A 16,550-nucleotide genomic window follows, 5' to 3' on the forward strand; every position below is an offset into this window, starting at 1 on the left:
CCACCCCGGGCCGGGTCGCTCACCGAGCGACCCGGCCCGGGGTCCGTTTCCGTGGTCGGTCGAGGTCCGGCCTCGGCCGACATATATGCCACAATACTCATATGTCGTTGAAACGAACCATGGTCTACGCGGACGCCGGCGATCTGGCGGTCATCAAGGAGGCCGCCGCCAACAGCGAAGTCAGCGAGGCCGAAATCATCCGGAATGCGATTCATCTTGCCGCGCAGCGACTTCGCCGTCGTTCGGAGCCGTTGCGGCTGCGGCGTTTCGCGAGCGGTGATCCCGGACTGGCCGGGCGAGTGGACGACTACCTCGCCGACGGATTCGGTGACGATGCGGATCGCCGTTGACGCTGCCTCTCGGCATTGTCATCGCCGACACGTCAGGACTGATCGCGGCATTCGACACGTCCTCACCCGAAAGCGATGTCGCGTATCGAGTACTCGAAGAGGCGGGTCTGGTGGTGATATCACCACTGGTACTGGCGGAGATCGATCATGTCGGCCGACGCGCGCTGGGATCTCGGACAGCCATCCACATGGTGGCGGATCTGACTGCGCAGGCTCGCACCGAGCTCTTCGAGATCGCAGCGGTCACGCCGGATGTGCTCGACCAGGCCAACGAGATCCGAAGACTGCATCCCGGCCTGCGGCTGGACTTGGCCGACGCAGTGACGGTCGCCCTGGCTGCCGACTACGAGACCGATGCGGTGCTGACTCTCGATCGGCGCGATTTCCGAGCGCTGACCCCGCTCACCGAGCACAAGGCATTCCGTGTCCTGCCGGACGATCTGATCTGACGGATTCCGTTCAGCGCCAGACGACGACGCGGTGGCGCGGGGCGGCGCCTCGAGCGGAGACGTTCGTCGCCCGGTAACGCAAACGGGCCGGATGCGGGAGGCATCCGGGCCCGTTGCGGTGAGGTCGGCTCAGTGGCCCGCGTCGACCGGGACGGCGGCCTGTGGGGCGGAGGCGCCGGTCTGGGTGGACTTGCTGCGGACGAAGCCGGCGGAGGCAACCAGGCCGATCAGCAGGATGAAGCCGGGAAGCAGCATCGACTGGCTCAGTGCGGTGCTGAACTTGCCGGCGAGGGCGGCCGGGATGTGGGCGCCGGCGCCTTCGGACATCTTGCCGGTGACCAGGCCCTGGGCGCTGACCCGGGCCGACACCAGGGCGGCGATCGCGGCGCTGCCGAGCACCGAGCCGATCTGGCGGGTGGTGTTGTAGACGCCGGCCGCGGCGCCGGCCTGCTGGATCGGCAGGTTGCGGGTGGCGATGGCGGCCAGCGGGGCCCAGATGCAGGCGTTGGCAAAGCCGGAGGCCACTCCGATGATCATGAAGGCCGCGATCGGGCTGTGCGGGGTCATCATCGCGGAGTAGACGAACACCACCGTGGCGAAGACGGCGAAGCCCGTGGTGGGCAGGATCCTCGGGTTCATCCGGTCGGAGATCTTGCCGACGACCGGGCCGAAGATGCCGGTCGCCACGGCCATCGGGGCGAACACCAGGCCCGACTGCGACGGGGTGTAGCCGCGGACCGCCTCCAGCCAGAAGTAGGCCGGCACCATCAAGGTGGTCATGGTGGCGCCCATCGCGGCGATCGCCAGGTTGGCCAGGGCGAAGTTGCGGTCGCCGAACAGGCTCAGCGGCACCAGCGGTTCACCCTTGTTGCGCGCCTGGGTGTAGAGGAACACGGCCAGCACCACCACGCCGGCGATGATCATGGCCCAGATGGTGGCGTCCCAGTGCCGGTCGTTGCCCTCCTGGATGCCGAACACCAGCAGCAGCATGCCGACGGCCGACAGCACCACGCCGACCAGGTCGAACTTGTGGTCGTGGGTCTCGAGCTTCGGCACCAGCACCCAGGCCAGCGCGAAGGCGACGACGCCGACCGGGACGTTGATGTAGAAGATCCAGTTCCAGCCCAGACCGTCGACCAGCACGCCGCCGAGGATCGGGCCGACCAGGGTGGCCAGGCCGGCGACGCCGCCCCAGGCGCCCATGGCCGCGCCGCGCTGATGCGGCGGGAAGGTGCGGGTGATGACGGCCATGGTCTGCGGGGTCATCATCGCCGCGCCGAGGCCCTGCACCGCGCGGGCGGCGATCAGCATCTCGATGCTGTTGGACAGACCGCACCACAGCGAGGACAAGGTGAAGACGACCAGCCCGATCAGGTAGATGTTCTTCGGGCCGAAGCGGTCGCCGAGGCGGCCGGTGATGAGCAGCGGCACCGCGTAGGCGAGCAGGTAGGCGCTGGTGACCCAGATGACCTTGCTGATGTCGGTGTGCAGGTCCGTCATGATCGCCGGGTTGGCCACCGCGACGATGGTCATGTCCAGCAGGATCATGAAGAACCCGACGACCAGCGCACCCAGCGCCAGCCACGGATTACGTTGTGTTGTCATAGCTTTCGTTTCCGTTCGAAATGTTCCGATCGCCCGGGGCGATCGGCGGGAAGACGGAGCAGATCCGCGCGGCGGCCCGGTGGCCACCGGCGATCACTGGTCGGCAGTGCCGGCACCGCCCTTCTTCAGCGACGCGAGGACGTCGTCGGTGACCTCGGTACCCCAGTCGTGACCGATGCCCTCGTCGTCGGACAGGTCGGGCAGGATCTTGCCGTCGGGGGCGAACCGATGCCAGGTCAGACGGCCGTCGGTCAGCTCCGCGACCAGTTGGCGCAGCCAGGTGGCCTCGGTGTGGGCCTGCACCCGCAGGAACTCGAGCACCATCCAGTACCGGCGCGGCACCCGGCGGGCCGAAGCCCACTCCTGCAACGCATCGAACTCGGTGACATCCAGCTCCAGCCAGCGGATGCGTTCGGTGAGCAAGTCGATGACCTCCTCTTTGGGCAGGTTGTGCGCCTCGGAGAGAGCCAGCGGGAAGATCGGGAACTCCCGAATCGGTTTGCGGAGGATCTCGGTCAGCCGGGCGCGCAGCGCTGCGGTGCCCGACGCGGTGATGCGATAGGTGGTGCGCTCGGGCCGGTTACCGGCCCGGTCGGTGCCTTCGGCCCGGACCAGTTCCTGCTCGGCCAGCCGGTCGACGGTGTGATAGAGCGACCCGGGCCTGATCTTGACAAGGTACTCCTCCCGTCGGCTGAGCAGCAGTTGATACATCTCGTAGGGATGCATCGGACGCTCTTCCAGCAACGCGAGCACGGACAGCGCCAGTGGCGTCAGCGTTGCACCCGGTTGCTTCGACATCACCGGCCCCTCTTTCGTTCCACTCGCCACGGGGGAGAGGGTAACCCCGGCCCCGGACATATCCCACGAGAAATATTCCACGCCGAATATACGGCGCGGAATAGGGCATGGGCAAGCGCGATTTCCGGTGAGCGCGGTCGCCGCCGGACGGCGGCGATCACGGGAAGGTAGCGGACGACGACGCAGCGCCGGTGTCGGGAGAGCCGGGGTCAGGCCACGTCGACGATGATCGACGGGTAGCCCTCGGCCCCGTCCGGCAGCACGTCCTTGTAGGAGCCCGACTGCACGGCGCCGGCACCGTCGGTGGCACGGGCCCGGATGGTGTGCTTACCGGTGGGGGCGTCCCAGTCGAACGCCCACTGCCGCCAGGTGTCGATCGACGGTTCGGCGGCCAGCCGCGCGGCCTGCCAGGGCCCGTTGTCGATCTGCACCTCGACACCGTCGATGCCACGATGCTGCGCCCAGGCCACGCCGGCCACCACGGTCCGGCCGTGCTTCACCTTGCCGTCGTCGCTGGGGGTGTCGATGCGGGTGCCGGTCTTGATCGGCCCCCGCGGCGCCCAGCCGCGCTGCGTCCAGAACGCCTCCGCGCGATCGAATCGGGTGATCTCCAGTTCGGTCACCCATTTGGTCGCCGAGACGTAGCCGTAGAGGCCGGGGACGACCAGCCGGGCCGGATAGCCGTGCTCCACCGGCAGCGGTTCGCCGTTCATCCCTATTGCCAGCATCGCGTCCCGGCCGTCCAGCAGCGTCGCCAGCGGACTGCCCGCGGTGAAGCCGTCGATGCTGCGCGAGAGCACCATGTCGGCGTCCGGATGCGGTCCGGCCTCGGCGATCAGATCGGCCAGCGGGTAGCCCAGCCAGCGGGCGTTGCCGATCAGGTCGCCGCCGGTCGGGTTCGAGACGCAGGTCAGGGTCACCAGCCGTTCCATCACCGGGCGGTTCGCCAGATCGGCCCAGCTGTAGCGGACCTCGCGATCGACCAGGCCGTGGATGCGCAGCGACCAGGTCGAGGTGCTCACCTGCGGCACCACCAGGGCGGTGTCGATGCGGTAGAAGTCGCTGTTGGCGGTGAGATACGGAGTGAGACCGGGCAATCGCAGATCCGCGGCCGGATCCACCGGCGGGGGCGCGGAATTCGGCGCCGGCAGCCGTACCGCCGCCCGCTCGCCGGACACGTTGTGCGCCCGGATGCCCAGCACCCGGCCCGCGACCCCGGTCACCACCGCCAGCACTCCGATGCCCGCGATACCGCGCAGCATGGTGCGCCGGTCCACCCCGGGTTCGGGCAGGGTCGCCGTGGCCGCCCCCGCCCGGACCGGGGGTGTGCCGACCGAATCCGCTCCCGCCGCAACCGGATCCGAGGCGCTCGGCGGCGTCCCGCGCAGCCGCCGCCGCACTGCCGCCGTCCCCGCGGCGAAGCCGAAGACCACGGGCAGGGCGCGCACGCCCGGCGGCCGCGAATCATCGCCCACCACCGGCACTCCGAGCTCGAGTCGCCGGATCAGCATGCGCAACGCCAGGATTCCGGCCGCGACGCCGATCACCGTCGGCAACATCCAGGTCCACGACGCCGCGGAGCGGGTCACCGCCGCCAGCGCCGCGAGCACCCCGAACGCCGCCAGCAGCGCGCTGCCCAGCGGCCGGCGCATCCGCTCCACACGGCCGGCCACCATGGCCAGCACGAAGGCGACCACACCCATCACCACGAACAGCAGCAGCTTGTCGTCGGTGCCGACCAGCTGGATCACCTGTTCCCGGACGTCGTCCGGGGTGAGGTCCACCACGCTGGAGCCCAGCGCCGCCAACGGCGTGCTGCTGGTTCCGATCGGCAACGCCACCAGCTCCGCGACACCCAGCGCCAGCCCCGCGGAGACCACACCGCAGGCCGCCCGCAGTCCAGACTCGGCCATAGGCGCGAGCGTACTGCGGGCGGCGGCGGGCCGGGATCCCGCGCGGTCCGCCGTCACGATTTCGTCACCACCGCGTCACCGCCGCCGGGGGCCGCCTGCCACACGCGGGGATCGGCCACCCCGCGCGACCGGTCGGTTCCGGCCGGTGGGCCGGCCCCCGCGCGGGCTTCCGGCCGGACGCCGCACGTCGAGTGAATCGATTGCCGCAGAAGATCTTTCGGACCACCGATCGCGGTGACGGGTGGCCGGGAAGATCATCGCGCCCGGGTTGCGATCCGCCCCTTCGGGTCCCGATCGAAAGAGGACTCGGTCACAACACGGAATTCACCCAGCACGCTCTCAGAAAGGCGGGTAATGCTGATAAGAGCAGTCTCGAGCCTGATGAGGACGTGATGATCGTGTACCCGAATTCGACCAGCTGGCCGGGGCAACCGGCAGGACCGTACGGCCCCCCGCCCGGCCGCCCGCCGCGGCATGCGCTGTCCTTCGGCGCGGTCGTCGCCCTGGTGGTCGTGCTGGCAGTCACGATCGGCCTGGTGGCGGCACACTTGCAGGCGCCGCACGGCGGAACGCCCGGCAGCCCGATGGCACAGTCCCCGGGCAGCTTCGGACAGCCGGTCGGTTCACACCTGTCCCCCACCGACCTCGACGACGCGGCCAACAGCGTGACGCCGGGCATCGCGATCATCAACACCCAGCTCGGCCTCCAGAACGGTCAGGGCGCGGGCACCGGCATCGTGCTGACCGCCAACGGGGACATCCTCACCAACAATCACGTGGTGGAGGGCGCCACGAAGGTCTCGGTCACCGACCTCGGCAACGGCCGGACCTATTCCGGCAGTGTGGTCGGCTACGACCGGCAGGAGGACGTCGCGGTCGTGCACCTGTCCAACGCCTCGGGACTGACCACCGCGCCGCTGGGTGACTCCGGCCTGGTCGCGGTGGGCGACAACGTGGTCGGCGTCGGCAACGCCGGCGGCACCGGCAGCCCCACGGCCGCCACGGGCAAGGTCACCGCGCTGAACCGGTCGATCACCGCCAGCGACGACGCGTCCGGCAGCTCCGAGCAGCTGACCGGCCTGATCCAGATCGCGGCCGACATCCAGCCCGGCGACTCCGGCGGGCCGCTGGTGAACGCCGCCGGACAGGTGATCGGCATGGATACCGCTGCGTCCCAGGGCTTCCGGATGGGCTCCGGCGGCGGGGTCGGCTTCGCGATCCCGATCAATCAGGCGCTCACCATCGCCCGGCAGATCCAGGGCGGGCAGGCGTCGGATCTGGTGCACATCGGCGCGTCCGCATTCCTGGGCGTCTCGGTCAGCGATGCCAACGGCAACGGCGGCGCGCTGATCCGCAACCTGGTCGGCGGCGGTCCGGCGGAGCAGGCGGGCCTGTCGTCCGGCGACGTGATCACCGGGGTGGACGGCCGCGGCGTCGGCACCGCGACCGGGCTGACCAACACCATGGACCTGCATCACCCGGGCGATACGGTCACCCTGACCTGGGTCGATCAGTCCGGAAGCAATCAGTCGGCGCGGGTGAAGCTGGCGACCGGACCGGTCGGATAATCGGACATTCCCGGAGGATCCGGCGGTCCGGCGTACGCGCCCGGCCGCCGGATTTTTGTCTCCGGGTCAGACCCCGTCGATCCGGGCCCGGACCTGCGCCGCCGATTCACAGGCCAGCGCCGCGGCCGCCAGCGACCGGCACTCCCCCAGGTCCAGACCGCGGACCACGGCCTTGACCAGCGCGACCGCCGGGGCGGCCACGCTCAGTTCGGTGACGCCCAGTCCGAGCAGCACCGGTACGGCCACCGGATCCGAGGCGATCTCGCCGCAGACGGCGACCAGGGTGCCGCCCGCGCCCCGGCACACCAGCTCGATGAGCCGCAACACCCCCGGATCCAACGGATCCGCCAGTGCCGCAAGGGCGTCGTTGCCGCGCTCGGCGGCCAGGGCGTACTGGGTGAGGTCGTTGGTGCCGATGCTGAAGAAGTCGACGTGCGCGGCGAACGCGGCCGTCTTGGCCGCCGTCGCGGGCACCTCCACCGTCATCCCGACCTCGATCCGCAGTCCCGGCGGCGCCACCTCGTCGAGCACCGCGCGGGCCGCGCGCACCTCGTCCACGGCGCTGACCATCGGGAACATGACGCTCACCGGATGATCGGCGGCGACCGCGGCCACCGCGCGCGACTGCTCGCGCAGCAGGTCCGGATGTCCCGGCGCCAGCCGGATTCCGCGCACGCCGAGGAACGGGTTGGCCTCCGGCGGCAGCGCGAGGTACGGCAGCGGTTTGTCGCCGCCGACGTCGAGGGTGCGCAACACGATCCGGCGGCCGTCGAACGCCGCGGCGATCTCCCGGTGGACCTGTTCCTGCTCGGTGGCCGTCCGCGCGTGATCCCGGTCCAGGAACAGGAATTCGGTGCGCACCAGGCCCGCCAGATCGGCGCCCTCGCCGTCCGCGTCGGCGTCCTCTTCGGTGCGGACGTGGTGATCATCCACCACGAGCCCCGCCCGGACGGCAGCCGTCAGATGCCGGAGGTCGGTATCGAAATTCCCGCGCACGCAAGCGCTCTCGGCAAGGCCGTGCTCGCCTTCACACCCCCGGCCGAACCCACCGCACTGCGCAGCATGACCGGCGAGACCATCACCGCACCGGAGGCGCTCGCCGAACATCTGCGCGCGGTACGGGAATCCGGCCTGGCCTACGAGCGCGACGAAGCGGTGCTCGGCGAATCCTGTGTCGCCGGAGCCATTTTCGACCGCACCGGGACGATCACCGGCGCGGTCGCAGTGGTGCTCCCCACCACCGGTTGGCCCGCCTCCGACGCCACGGTCGACGCGGTCCGCACCACCGCCCGCACGATCTCCCGCGAACTGGGCTCCCCGCGCTGGCCCGCGCCACCGCCTTGACGGCCGCTGCCATCGATGCGGATCCCGCCGCACTCCGGTCCACCCGCACGCTCGCAGCCTGCGACACCGGCCGTCCCACCCGCATCCCGGCCCCGGACAGACCGGCGGCCCGCACCCCTCGGAGGCGGGCCGTCGGCCGGAGCGTGACTCAGCTGTAGATGGCGTCCACGTCGGCGGCGAACTTCTGCATCACCACGTTGCGCTTCAGCGACATCTTCGGGGTGAGCTCGCCGCTCTCCTCGGTCCAGTCGACGGGGAGGATGCGGACCTTCTTGATGGCCTCGGCGTGCGACACCAGCTTGTTGGTGTCGGCCACGGCGGAGTCGACCTCGGCGACCAGTTCCGGCAGCTCGATGAGCTTGTCGGTCGGCAGGTCGGCGGGCAGGTTGTGGCGCTGTTTCCAGCCGGGCAGCGCCTCCGGGTCCAGGGTGACCAGGGCGCCGACGAACGGCTTGCCGTCGCCGACGACCATGACCTGGCCGATCAGCGGGTTGGCGCGCAGCGAATCCTCGAGCATGGCCGGGGAGACGTTCTTACCACCGGCGGTGACGATGATCTCCTTCTTGCGGCCGGTGATGGTGATGAAACCGCGCTCGTCCAGGGCGCCGAGATCACCGGTCTTGAACCAGCCGTCGACGAAGGCGTCGGCGGAGGCCTCCGGATTCTGCCAGTAGCCGGCGAAGATCACCGGGCCGCGGATCAGCAGCTCGCCGTCCTCGGCGATCTTGGCGGCGTGGCCCGGCAGCGGTCGGCCGACCGAGCCGACCCGGATGAACTCCGGCGTGTTCACCGAGACCGCGGCGGTCGATTCGGTGAGCCCGTAGCCCTCGTAGATGGTGACGCCGACGCCGCGGAAGAAGTGCCCCAGCCGGGCGCCGAGCGGGCCGCCGCCGGACACCGCGGACTGGCAGCGCCCGCCCATCGCGGCCCGCAGCTGGCCGTAGACCAGCCGGTCGAACACCGCGTGCTTGAGCTTGAGCAGCAGCCCGGCGCCGCCGCTCTGCTCGGCGGTGCTGTAGGCGATGGCGGTGTCGGCGGCGAGGTCGAAGATCTTGCCCTTGCCGCCGTCGACGGCCTTCTGCCGGGCGCCGTTGTAGACCTTCTCGAACACCCGCGGCACCGACAGGATGAAGTCCGGCTGGTACTGCCCGAACTGCTCGACCAGGGTGGACCAGTCGGCGGTGTGCGCGACGGTGACCCCGGCGTCGAAGGCGGCCAGCGCGACCGCGCGGGCGAAGACGTGGGCCAGCGGCAGGAACAGCAGCGACTTGTTGCCCGGCTTCAGGAATTGCGGCATGGCGGCCCGGTCGGCGGCCGATTCGGCGTACAGGTTGGCGTGCGTGAGCATGACGCCCTTGGGCCGGCCGGTGGTGCCGGAGGTGTAGATCAGGGTGGCCGGGGAGGCGGCCTTCACCTGGGCGCGGCGGTCGTGCACGATCTGGTCGTCGAGGTCGCGGCCGCGGGCGATCAGCTCGTCGAGGGCGCCGGCGTCGAGTTGCAGCGTCTCCTTCAGCTCCGGCAGGCCGGACTCGATCTCGGCGATGGTGGCGCGATGCTTCGCCTTCTCGACGATCAGCAGGCGGGTGGCGGAGTCGGAGAGGATCCAGCGGGCCTGTTCGGCCGAGGAGCTGTCGAAGATGGCGACGGTACAGCCGCCGGCGGCCCAGATGGCGAAGTCGAGGACGACCCACTCGTACCGGGTGGAGGCCAGGATGGCGACGCGATCGCCGAGTTCGATGCCGGAGGCGATCAGGCCCTTGGCGGCGGCGGTCACCGCGGCGGCGAATTCGGACGCGGTGACGTTGTTCCAGCCACCCTTGCCGTCGGGCGTGTTGAACACGACCAGGCCGGGCGTGCGCTCGGCGTGCCGGAAGGCCCCGTCGGACATGTTGGCGTCCTCGGGAATGACATACGTCGCCGGAACCTCGAATTCTCGCATCGCAACCCTTCCGATGTGCTACCCACCGGTAGCTTTACCCTCCAGTAACCTACGCCACGTCCACCGCGGTGCGAACACCGGGACCGGCTGCGCCCACGGCCCAGCGCCCGACCGGCCGGGACGGTGCGGGCGGAAGGCACGGCACTGTCCCTATCCTAGGGATTCGGCTGCCACCGGCTCCAGCGCCCGGCCGAGGAACTCGGCCATGTCGCGCAGTTCGGCGGCCGCGGGGGCCACCAGCGCCGCCTGCAACTGGGCCACGTGCCACAGCCCGTGCGTCACCGAGAACCGCGCCGGCACCCCGGCGGCCTCCAGCCCCGCGACCAGCCGGACGCACTGTCCGTGCAGCAACTCGTCGGTGTCGACCTGGACGTACACCGGCGGCAGCCCGGCCAGCCGGCCCAGCAGCGGCGCGTATCCGACGTCCAGGCCGCTGCCCTCGCCCAGATAGGCCGCGGCCGCGGCCCGGGACCAGCGCTCGTTGATCACCAGATCCCGTGCGCGGCCCGGCTTCTCGTTCGGGTCGGCCCAGGGTGCGATCAGACCCAGTGCGGCGGGCACGATCCCGTGCGCGTCACGCAGCCGCTGCGCCAAGGCCAGCGCCAGCCCGCCGCCCGCCGAATCCCCGGCCACCACCAGGTTTTCCGGCTTGCGTCCGGTGGCGAGCAGATCGAGGAAGGCCGCCTCGGCGTCGTCGAGCGCCGCCGGATACGGATGTTCCGGCGCCAGCCGGTAATCCGGCAGGTAGACCGGCCGCCGCAGCTCGCGTGCCAGATGCGCGGCCAGGCTGCGGTGGGTGACCGGCGAACCGACGGTGTATCCGCCGCCGTGCAGGTACAGCACCGCCCCGGCGTCCACCGCGGGCCGGTCGCCGGCGACCTGCTCGGCCGGGCGGCCACCCAGCCGCAGCCGTTGCACCCGGGTGCCGGGCGGTGACTGCTGGAGCACCGAGGCGGCGTCCAGCAGCGCCCGCTGTATCCGCCACGGCACGCGCGCGTGCATGGTGTAGCGGAAGATCGGGTGCAGGACAGCGCGGGCGACCGGCAGGGGTAGCGAGATATCGGGCAGCTTCGGCATCGTCGTCACCGGCTCACGGGAGGAAACGCTTGGTGACCACGGACGCGATGCGCTGATAGTAGGAGCCGGTGGTGCGGACGAACACGTCCAGCAGCTTCGCCTCCCAGCCGATCAGCACGCGGCCGTGCTTGCGGCGCACGCCCTCGGTGATGGTGCGGGCGGCCATCTCCGGGGTGTGCAGCGCCAGCTTGCGGTCGAAGAACGCCGCGAACTTCGCCGAGTCGATGCCCTCGGCGTACCCGCTGTTGCGCGCCACCGCGGTCTTGATGCCGCCGGGGTGCACACAGGTGACCTCGACCGGCTCCCCGTTGACCAGCATCTCCTGCCGCAGCGCCTCGGTGAAGCCGCGCACCGCGAACTTCGCCGCGTTGTAGGCGCTCTGGCCGGGCACCGCGATCAGGCCGAAGAGGCTGGACACGTTGATCACGTGGCCCGCGCCGGATTCGATCAGGTACGGCAGAAATGCCTTGGTGCCGTTGACGACTCCCCAGAAGTCCACGTCCATGATGCGCTCGATGTCCTTGAACTCCGAGCGGACGACGTCACCGTGGAAGGCGATGCCGGCGTTGTTGTAGATCTGGTGCACCACGCCGTAGTGCTGCTTGACCGCGTCGGCGTACAGCAGCACCGATTCCCGCTCGACCACGTTCAGCCGGTCGGACTTCACCTCCGCGCCCAGTGCCTCACAGCGCCGGACGGTTTCGGCGAGGCCGTCGCCGTCGATGTCGGACAGCGCGAGTTTCGCGCCGCGACCGGCCAGGTTCTCGGCCAGCGCGCGGCCGATGCCGGAACCGGCGCCGGTGACCACGCAGACCTTGCCCCGGAAGTACTCGTCCTGCTGTGCCTTGGTTTCACTCATTTGGCTGCCACCACTTTCGAATCGGGCCGCGCCGCTGCGCCGTCGGCGGTCGTCGTGTCGTAGGCCCCCGGATCGAACTTCCCGAGCATCCTACGGAACCGGAAGGTGAAGTCCGGCCACAGCGTGGTGTTGTTGCCGTGTGCGTCGAGATACCAGCTGGCGCACCCGCCGGTGAGCCACACCGAGCCCGCGAGCTTCCCTTGCAGGTCGCGGTTGTACTTGTCCTGCACGGACTTTCGCACCTCCACCGTACGCAGCCCGAGCCGGTCGGCGGTGGCGATCGCGTCCGCGATGTAGGCGATCTGCGATTCGATCATGTACACCATCGAGGTGTGGCCCAGGCCGACGTTCGGGCCGAGCAGGAAGAACATGTTGGGGAAGTTCGCGATCGCCGAGCCCTTGTAGCCCTGCTGCCCGGACTCCGCGAAAACCGCTGCGAGACTGCGCCCGTCGCGGCCGTACACGACCTCGTAGGCCGGTGAGTCGGTGACGTGGAAGCCGGTGGCGACCACGATGGCGTCGATCTCGCGCTCGGTGCCGTCGGCGGTGACGATCGAGTGCGCGCGGATCTCGCGGATGCCGTCGGTGACCAGGTCCACGTTGTCGCGGCCGAGCGCCGGATAGTAGTCGTTGGAGATCAGCATGCGCTTGCAGCCGATACGGAAGTCCGGGGTGACCTTGGCGCGCAGCTGTGCGTCGGGCACCTCGCGCCGCAGCTTGGCGCGGGCGATCAGCTCCAGGCCGAGCATGGCCGGCGGATATTTGGCCAGGCCCACCACCTGGCTCTCCCGGGCGGCGTAGATGGCCGCCCGGGAAAGCCGTTGCACGCCGGGCAGATAGCGGAAGGCCAGCCGCTCGGGCAGGGTGTACGGGCGATCCATGCGGGGCAGCAGCCACGGCGCGGTGCGCTGGTACACGTCGAGCCGGGCCACCTGCGGCGCGATCGCGGGCACGATCTGGATCGCCGAGGCGCCGGTGCCGATCACCGCGACCCGCTTTCCGGCCAGCTCCGAATCGTGGTTCCAGCGCGCGGAGTGGAAGAGTTCGCCCTCGAACTCGTCGATACCCTTGATATCCGGCAGCGCGGGCTCGCACAGCGCGCCCACCGCGGAGACCAGGATGTCGCAGGTGTAGGCGCCGCGGCTGGTCCGAACCTCCCAGCGCGCGGTCGCGTCGTCCCAGCGGGCGCCGGTCATATCGCAGTCGAAGATGTGCTTGTCGCGCACCCGGTAACGGTCGGCGACATCCTGGATGTAGCGCTGGATCTCCGGTTGCCGCGAGAACGAGCGCGACCAGTTCGGGTTCAGCGCAAAGGAATACGAGTACAGCTGGGACGGCACATCGCAGGCCGCGCCCGGATAGGTGTTGTCGCGCCAGGTGCCGCCGACATCGCCGCCGCGCTCGAGCACCAGGAAATCCGCACGCCCGGCCCGGCTCAGCCGGATGGCCAGGCCCAGCCCGGAGAATCCGCTGCCGACGATGAGGATGTGGACGTGACGCGCGCCCGAGCCGTCGGCTGCCTCCGGCAACTCGACAGCGTTGTCTGTAACCTTGCGACTCATGTAACAGAGCCTAAAGTCTTGTTGAGTCGCAGTCAATAGTATTGAACCAGGTTCAGTAGGATGAGGCGGTGAGCGTGAAGAGTCCCGGTGCGGGCGCGAAAAGGGTACGGCTGAGCCCGGCCGAACGGCGGGAACAACTGATCGCCCTGGGCGTGCGGATGCTGCGGGAGAAGGCGTTGCACGACATCTCCGTCGGCGACATCGCCGAGCAGGCCGGCATCTCGCGCGGGCTGCTGTTCCACTACTTCCCGACCCTCCAGGAGTTCCAGCTCGCGGTCGTCCGGCACGCCAACGCCGAGATGCTGGCCCGCACCACGCCGGACCACACCCTCGCACTGCCGGACATGTTGCGCGACGCGGTGTGCCGCTACATCGACTACGTCAGCGACAACCGCACCTCGTATCTGGCCCTGCTGCGCGGACCCGCCAGCGCCGATCCGGAACTCGCGGCCCTGGTCGACGCCACCCGCGGGGCCGTCGCCGACCGGGTGCTCGCCGAGGCGCCCATCGCCCTCGACGACACCGAGTTGCCGCTGCTGCGGCTGGCCGTGCGCGGCTGGATCGCCTTCGTCGAGGAGACCACGCTGAGCTGGCTGCGCACCGCCGCCATCACCCGCGCACAGCTGATCGACCTGCTGGTGGACGCGCTGCCCGCACTCGCCCGGAACCCGGAACTGACCGCCGCGCTGCGTGGCTGATCCCGCGCGTCAGTTGGTCGGCACGGCCGCCGTCGTCGCCGCGCCGCTCGCCGGCGTGTGACAGACGTCGGGTGCGCCGCCCTGCATCTGGAGCAGCGAGCAGAAGGTCTCCTGGGTGACCTTCCAGGCGCCGCCGGTACGGATCGCGCCGCCGGTACGGTTGCGCAGCATCGGCAGGCCACCGAAGGAGACGGTGAAGGTGACGTCGGCACTGTTCGGCCCGGTACTGGTCACATCCGAGACGCTGACCCGCGACTTCTTGGCGACGACCGAATTCGCGCGGTCGTCCAGGGTCTGCGCGAACGCCGGGCCGTTCTCCAGCAGGGCGGGCTTCTCCGAGGCGGGGATCGAGGTGTCGAAGAAGCGGTTGTAGGTGTCGGTGACGGCCTGCCGCACCTCTGGCGGCGTGGCGGCGTCGTCCGCGTGATTCGGGGCGGCACCGCAACCGGCGACGGTCAGGGCCGTCGCCAGCCCGGCGAGCACCGCGACGACGCGGGGAAACGTCCGATCGAGCATGAGAGCCTCCCGAGTGGGACAGACACATTCGGCAGCCCCGAGCCTACACCCGGTTAAATTTCAGTTATTCGTCCGCGGCCGGGCACTCAGCTCTCGTACTCGTAGCCGGACCGGTCGCGGGCCCGCCACATCGAGATGGCCGCACCCGCCCCCGCGACCAGGATCAGCACCGCCGACACCAGCAGCGCGACGTCCAGCCCGCGATGGAACGCCTCGAAGGCCGCGTCGATGACCTGGTCGACGATCGAACCCTGGGCCGACTTCGCCGCCGCGGCGCCGCCGTTCGGCACGGTGCCGGTCTCGATCGCGTGGATGACGATCGACTGGAAGTTGGCGGGGATCTGCAAGGCGTTCAAGCGGTCGACCAGATCGGCGTTCAGGAACGAGTTGACCAGCGCGCCCAGGGCCGCCACCCCGACCACCGCGCCGACCTGCCGCATGGTGTTGGTGGCCGCCGCGGCCATGCCGGAGTGTTCGGCGGGCACGCCCGCCAGCACCGCCGAGGTCAGCGGCACCACGGCGATGCCGAAGCCGAAACCGGACACGGTGAGCGCCAGCGCCAGCGGCCCGAAATCGACATGGGTGCCGAGGAATTCGCGGGACAGCAGGATGCCGGCCCCGGCCAGCAGGCAGCCGACCACCAACGGGGTACGCGATCCGCGCAACGCCACCCAGAAGCCCGCCAGCAGCGATCCCAGCACGATCGCCACCGCCATCGGCGCGAACACCGCCGCCGTCCGCCAGCCCGAATAACCCACCACCTCTTGCAGATACAGCGCGGTGAAGAAGAAGATCGAGAAGATGCCGAAGTACACCGCGAACGCCACCAACAGGGCGCTGCGCACCGAGGGCCGCCGCAGATAGCGGAAGTCGAACATCGGATTCGGCACGCGCAGTTCGACATACAGGAACGCGGCCAACGCGAGCGCGCCGAGCGCGAACAGCGTGACCACCGAGCCCGCGCCGTAGCCGATCTGCTCACCGGAGATGGCGGCGTAGATCACGCAGCCGAGAAAGGCCGCGCCCAGCACGAATCCGGCCCAGTCGGGTGCGCCCGGCTGCGGATCGGCGCTTTCGGGCACGCACAACACCGCGGCCACCAGCACGATCACCGCGACGATCACATTGAACCAGAACACCGAACGCCAGCCGAACGCGCCGACCAGGATCCCGCCCAGCACCGGCCCGGCGGCCAGCGCCAGTCCGGACACCGCCGCCCACGCGCCCAGCGCCCGGGCACGCTGCCGCCGGTCCGGGAACAGGTGCCGGACCACCGACAACGTGCCCGGTTCCGAAGCGGCCGCGCCGATTCCCATCACGGCCCGGCCCGCGATCAGCACCGGCACGCTGCCCGCGAGCGCGGCGAGCAGCGAGCCCACGCCGAACACCACCAGGCCGCCGACCATGATCTTCTTGCGGCCCAGGCGATCACCGAGCGATCCGGCGGGCAGCATCAGACAGGCGAACACCAGCGTGTAGGCGTTGACCACCCATTGCAGCGACACCACGCCCGCATGCAGATCCGACTGCACCGCGCCGAGAGTGACGCTGACGATCGTGGTATCGAGAAAGGTCACGAACAGCACCGCCGTCAGCACCGCCAGGGCGACGAACGGGGGCACGGCAGCGGGGTTGCGGATCGCGCGCACACCGAGATCCGGGGACGGGCCGCCGAAGGCCGGGAATCCCGTGCCGTCCGAAGCGTGTTCCGATGTCATGACGAACCTCCGTCGGTCGAATTCCGTTACGGCCCACCGTGAGGGGGCCGAACTCGTCGGGAGGCGGCTCAGTGCGTCGAGATCGGCGCGGCCGCCGGTGCGGGGCGGATCGCGGGTGGGCTGTGCTCCGGGGCAGGCGGGACGCGGCAGCAGG

At 70.2% G+C, this 16,550-nt stretch carries 15 protein-coding genes; 5 read left to right on the forward strand and 10 right to left on the reverse strand.

Annotation, left to right across the window (positions count from 1 at the left end; translation table 11 throughout):
- The first annotated feature begins 101 nt into the window (after positions 1–101).
- Both LBW94_RS26850 and LBW94_RS26855 read left to right on the forward strand, forming a co-directional pair.
- Positions 102–350, forward strand: a complete 249-nt coding sequence (locus tag LBW94_RS26850) for a hypothetical protein (protein WP_225054779.1) — start codon at positions 102–104, stop codon at positions 348–350.
- On the forward strand, positions 347–799 hold the full coding sequence (locus LBW94_RS26855) for a PIN domain-containing protein (protein ID WP_225054781.1): 453 nt from the start codon (positions 347–349) through the stop codon (positions 797–799). Before LBW94_RS26850 ends, LBW94_RS26855 begins: the two co-directional genes overlap by 4 nt.
- 129 nt (positions 800–928) lie before the next feature.
- Here LBW94_RS26855 and LBW94_RS26860 read toward each other — a convergent pair whose 3' ends face one another.
- The 3 genes from LBW94_RS26860 to LBW94_RS26870 all read right to left on the reverse strand — a co-directional run bounded on the left by LBW94_RS26860 (position 929) and on the right by LBW94_RS26870 (position 5,115).
- Positions 929–2,404: a DHA2 family efflux MFS transporter permease subunit gene (locus LBW94_RS26860; protein ID WP_225054783.1), complete on the reverse strand. Its 1,476-nt coding sequence runs from the start codon at positions 2,402–2,404 to the stop codon at positions 929–931.
- Positions 2,405–2,497: 93 nt separating this feature from the next.
- Positions 2,498–3,232, reverse strand: a complete 735-nt coding sequence (locus tag LBW94_RS26865; RefSeq protein WP_416276954.1) for a PadR family transcriptional regulator — start codon at positions 3,230–3,232, stop codon at positions 2,498–2,500.
- Positions 3,233–3,411: 179 nt separating this feature from the next.
- On the reverse strand, positions 3,412–5,115 hold the full coding sequence (locus tag LBW94_RS26870; protein WP_225054785.1) for a molybdopterin-dependent oxidoreductase: 1,704 nt from the start codon (positions 5,113–5,115) through the stop codon (positions 3,412–3,414).
- 479 nt (positions 5,116–5,594) lie between these two features.
- Between LBW94_RS26870 and LBW94_RS26875 the strand changes: the two genes are divergently transcribed.
- Complete coding sequence (locus LBW94_RS26875; protein ID WP_416276963.1) at positions 5,595–6,683, forward strand: S1C family serine protease; 1,089 nt, start codon at positions 5,595–5,597, stop codon at positions 6,681–6,683.
- A gap of 66 nt (positions 6,684–6,749) precedes the next feature.
- Here the strand turns inward: LBW94_RS26875 and LBW94_RS26880 are convergent, their stop codons facing one another.
- Positions 6,750–7,619 (reverse strand): putative PEP-binding protein, encoded by an 870-nt coding sequence (locus LBW94_RS26880; protein WP_225054789.1) that lies wholly within the window; start codon positions 7,617–7,619, stop codon positions 6,750–6,752.
- Here LBW94_RS26880 and LBW94_RS26885 point away from each other — a divergent pair.
- Complete coding sequence (locus tag LBW94_RS26885) at positions 7,602–8,027, forward strand: IclR family transcriptional regulator (protein WP_225054790.1); 426 nt, start codon at positions 7,602–7,604, stop codon at positions 8,025–8,027. The two genes, LBW94_RS26880 and LBW94_RS26885, sit on opposite strands and share 18 nt — an antisense overlap.
- Positions 8,028–8,175: 148 nt before the next feature.
- Here LBW94_RS26885 and LBW94_RS26890 read toward each other — a convergent pair whose 3' ends face one another.
- The 4 genes from LBW94_RS26890 to LBW94_RS26905 form a co-directional block, all read right to left on the reverse strand.
- Positions 8,176–9,966 carry an AMP-dependent synthetase/ligase gene (locus tag LBW94_RS26890; RefSeq protein ID WP_225054792.1) on the reverse strand — a complete coding sequence of 597 codons (1,791 nt, stop codon included), beginning with the start codon at positions 9,964–9,966 and terminating at the stop codon, positions 8,176–8,178.
- 150 nt (positions 9,967–10,116) lie between these two features.
- Entirely contained in the window at positions 10,117–11,043 is a 927-nt protein-coding gene (locus LBW94_RS26895; RefSeq protein WP_225055090.1) for an alpha/beta hydrolase fold domain-containing protein, read from the reverse strand.
- A gap of 13 nt (positions 11,044–11,056) precedes the next feature.
- Complete coding sequence (locus tag LBW94_RS26900; RefSeq protein ID WP_225054794.1) at positions 11,057–11,902, reverse strand: SDR family NAD(P)-dependent oxidoreductase; 846 nt, start codon at positions 11,900–11,902, stop codon at positions 11,057–11,059.
- Positions 11,899–13,464 carry a flavin-containing monooxygenase gene (locus tag LBW94_RS26905; RefSeq protein WP_225054796.1) on the reverse strand — a complete coding sequence of 522 codons (1,566 nt, stop codon included), beginning with the start codon at positions 13,462–13,464 and terminating at the stop codon, positions 11,899–11,901. Before LBW94_RS26905 ends, LBW94_RS26900 begins: the two co-directional genes overlap by 4 nt.
- 68 nt (positions 13,465–13,532) lie before the next feature.
- On the opposite strand from LBW94_RS26905, the gene LBW94_RS26910 reads away from it, so the two are divergent.
- Positions 13,533–14,162 carry a TetR/AcrR family transcriptional regulator gene (locus LBW94_RS26910; protein WP_225054798.1) on the forward strand — a complete coding sequence of 210 codons (630 nt, stop codon included), beginning with the start codon at positions 13,533–13,535 and terminating at the stop codon, positions 14,160–14,162.
- 9 nt (positions 14,163–14,171) lie between these two features.
- Here the strand turns inward: LBW94_RS26910 and LBW94_RS26915 are convergent, their stop codons facing one another.
- Positions 14,172–14,678, reverse strand: coding sequence for a hypothetical protein (locus tag LBW94_RS26915; RefSeq protein WP_225054800.1), 507 nt, complete (start codon positions 14,676–14,678; stop codon positions 14,172–14,174).
- An 86-nt stretch (positions 14,679–14,764) separates the two neighbouring features.
- Positions 14,765–16,396, reverse strand: coding sequence for an MFS transporter (locus tag LBW94_RS26920; RefSeq protein WP_225054802.1), 1,632 nt, complete (start codon positions 16,394–16,396; stop codon positions 14,765–14,767).
- Between the last annotated feature and the right edge of the window lie 154 nt (positions 16,397–16,550).

It is taken from the genome of Nocardia sp. alder85J (assembly GCF_020176955.2).
Taxonomy (GTDB): domain Bacteria; phylum Actinomycetota; class Actinomycetes; order Mycobacteriales; family Mycobacteriaceae; genus Nocardia.

Excerpts from the sequence above, each read along its gene's own strand:
- LBW94_RS26905 (WP_225054796.1), bottom strand. The coding sequence starts at position 13,464 with ATGAGTCGCAAGGTTACAGACAACGCTGTCGAGTTGCCGGAGGCAGCC.
- LBW94_RS26860 (WP_225054783.1), bottom strand. The coding sequence starts at position 2,404 with ATGACAACACAACGTAATCCGTGGCTGGCGCTGGGTGCGCTGGTCGTC.
- LBW94_RS26890 (WP_225054792.1), bottom strand. The coding sequence starts at position 9,966 with ATGCGAGAATTCGAGGTTCCGGCGACGTATGTCATTCCCGAGGACGCC.
- LBW94_RS26850 (WP_225054779.1), top strand. The coding sequence starts at position 102 with ATGTCGTTGAAACGAACCATGGTCTACGCGGACGCCGGCGATCTGGCG.
- LBW94_RS26900 (WP_225054794.1), bottom strand. The coding sequence starts at position 11,902 with ATGAGTGAAACCAAGGCACAGCAGGACGAGTACTTCCGGGGCAAGGTC.
- LBW94_RS26920 (WP_225054802.1), bottom strand. The coding sequence starts at position 16,396 with ATGACATCGGAACACGCTTCGGACGGCACGGGATTCCCGGCCTTCGGC.
- LBW94_RS26895 (WP_225055090.1), bottom strand. The coding sequence starts at position 11,043 with ATGCCGAAGCTGCCCGATATCTCGCTACCCCTGCCGGTCGCCCGCGCT.
- LBW94_RS26870 (WP_225054785.1), bottom strand. The coding sequence starts at position 5,115 with ATGGCCGAGTCTGGACTGCGGGCGGCCTGCGGTGTGGTCTCCGCGGGG.
- LBW94_RS26915 (WP_225054800.1), bottom strand. The coding sequence starts at position 14,678 with ATGCTCGATCGGACGTTTCCCCGCGTCGTCGCGGTGCTCGCCGGGCTG.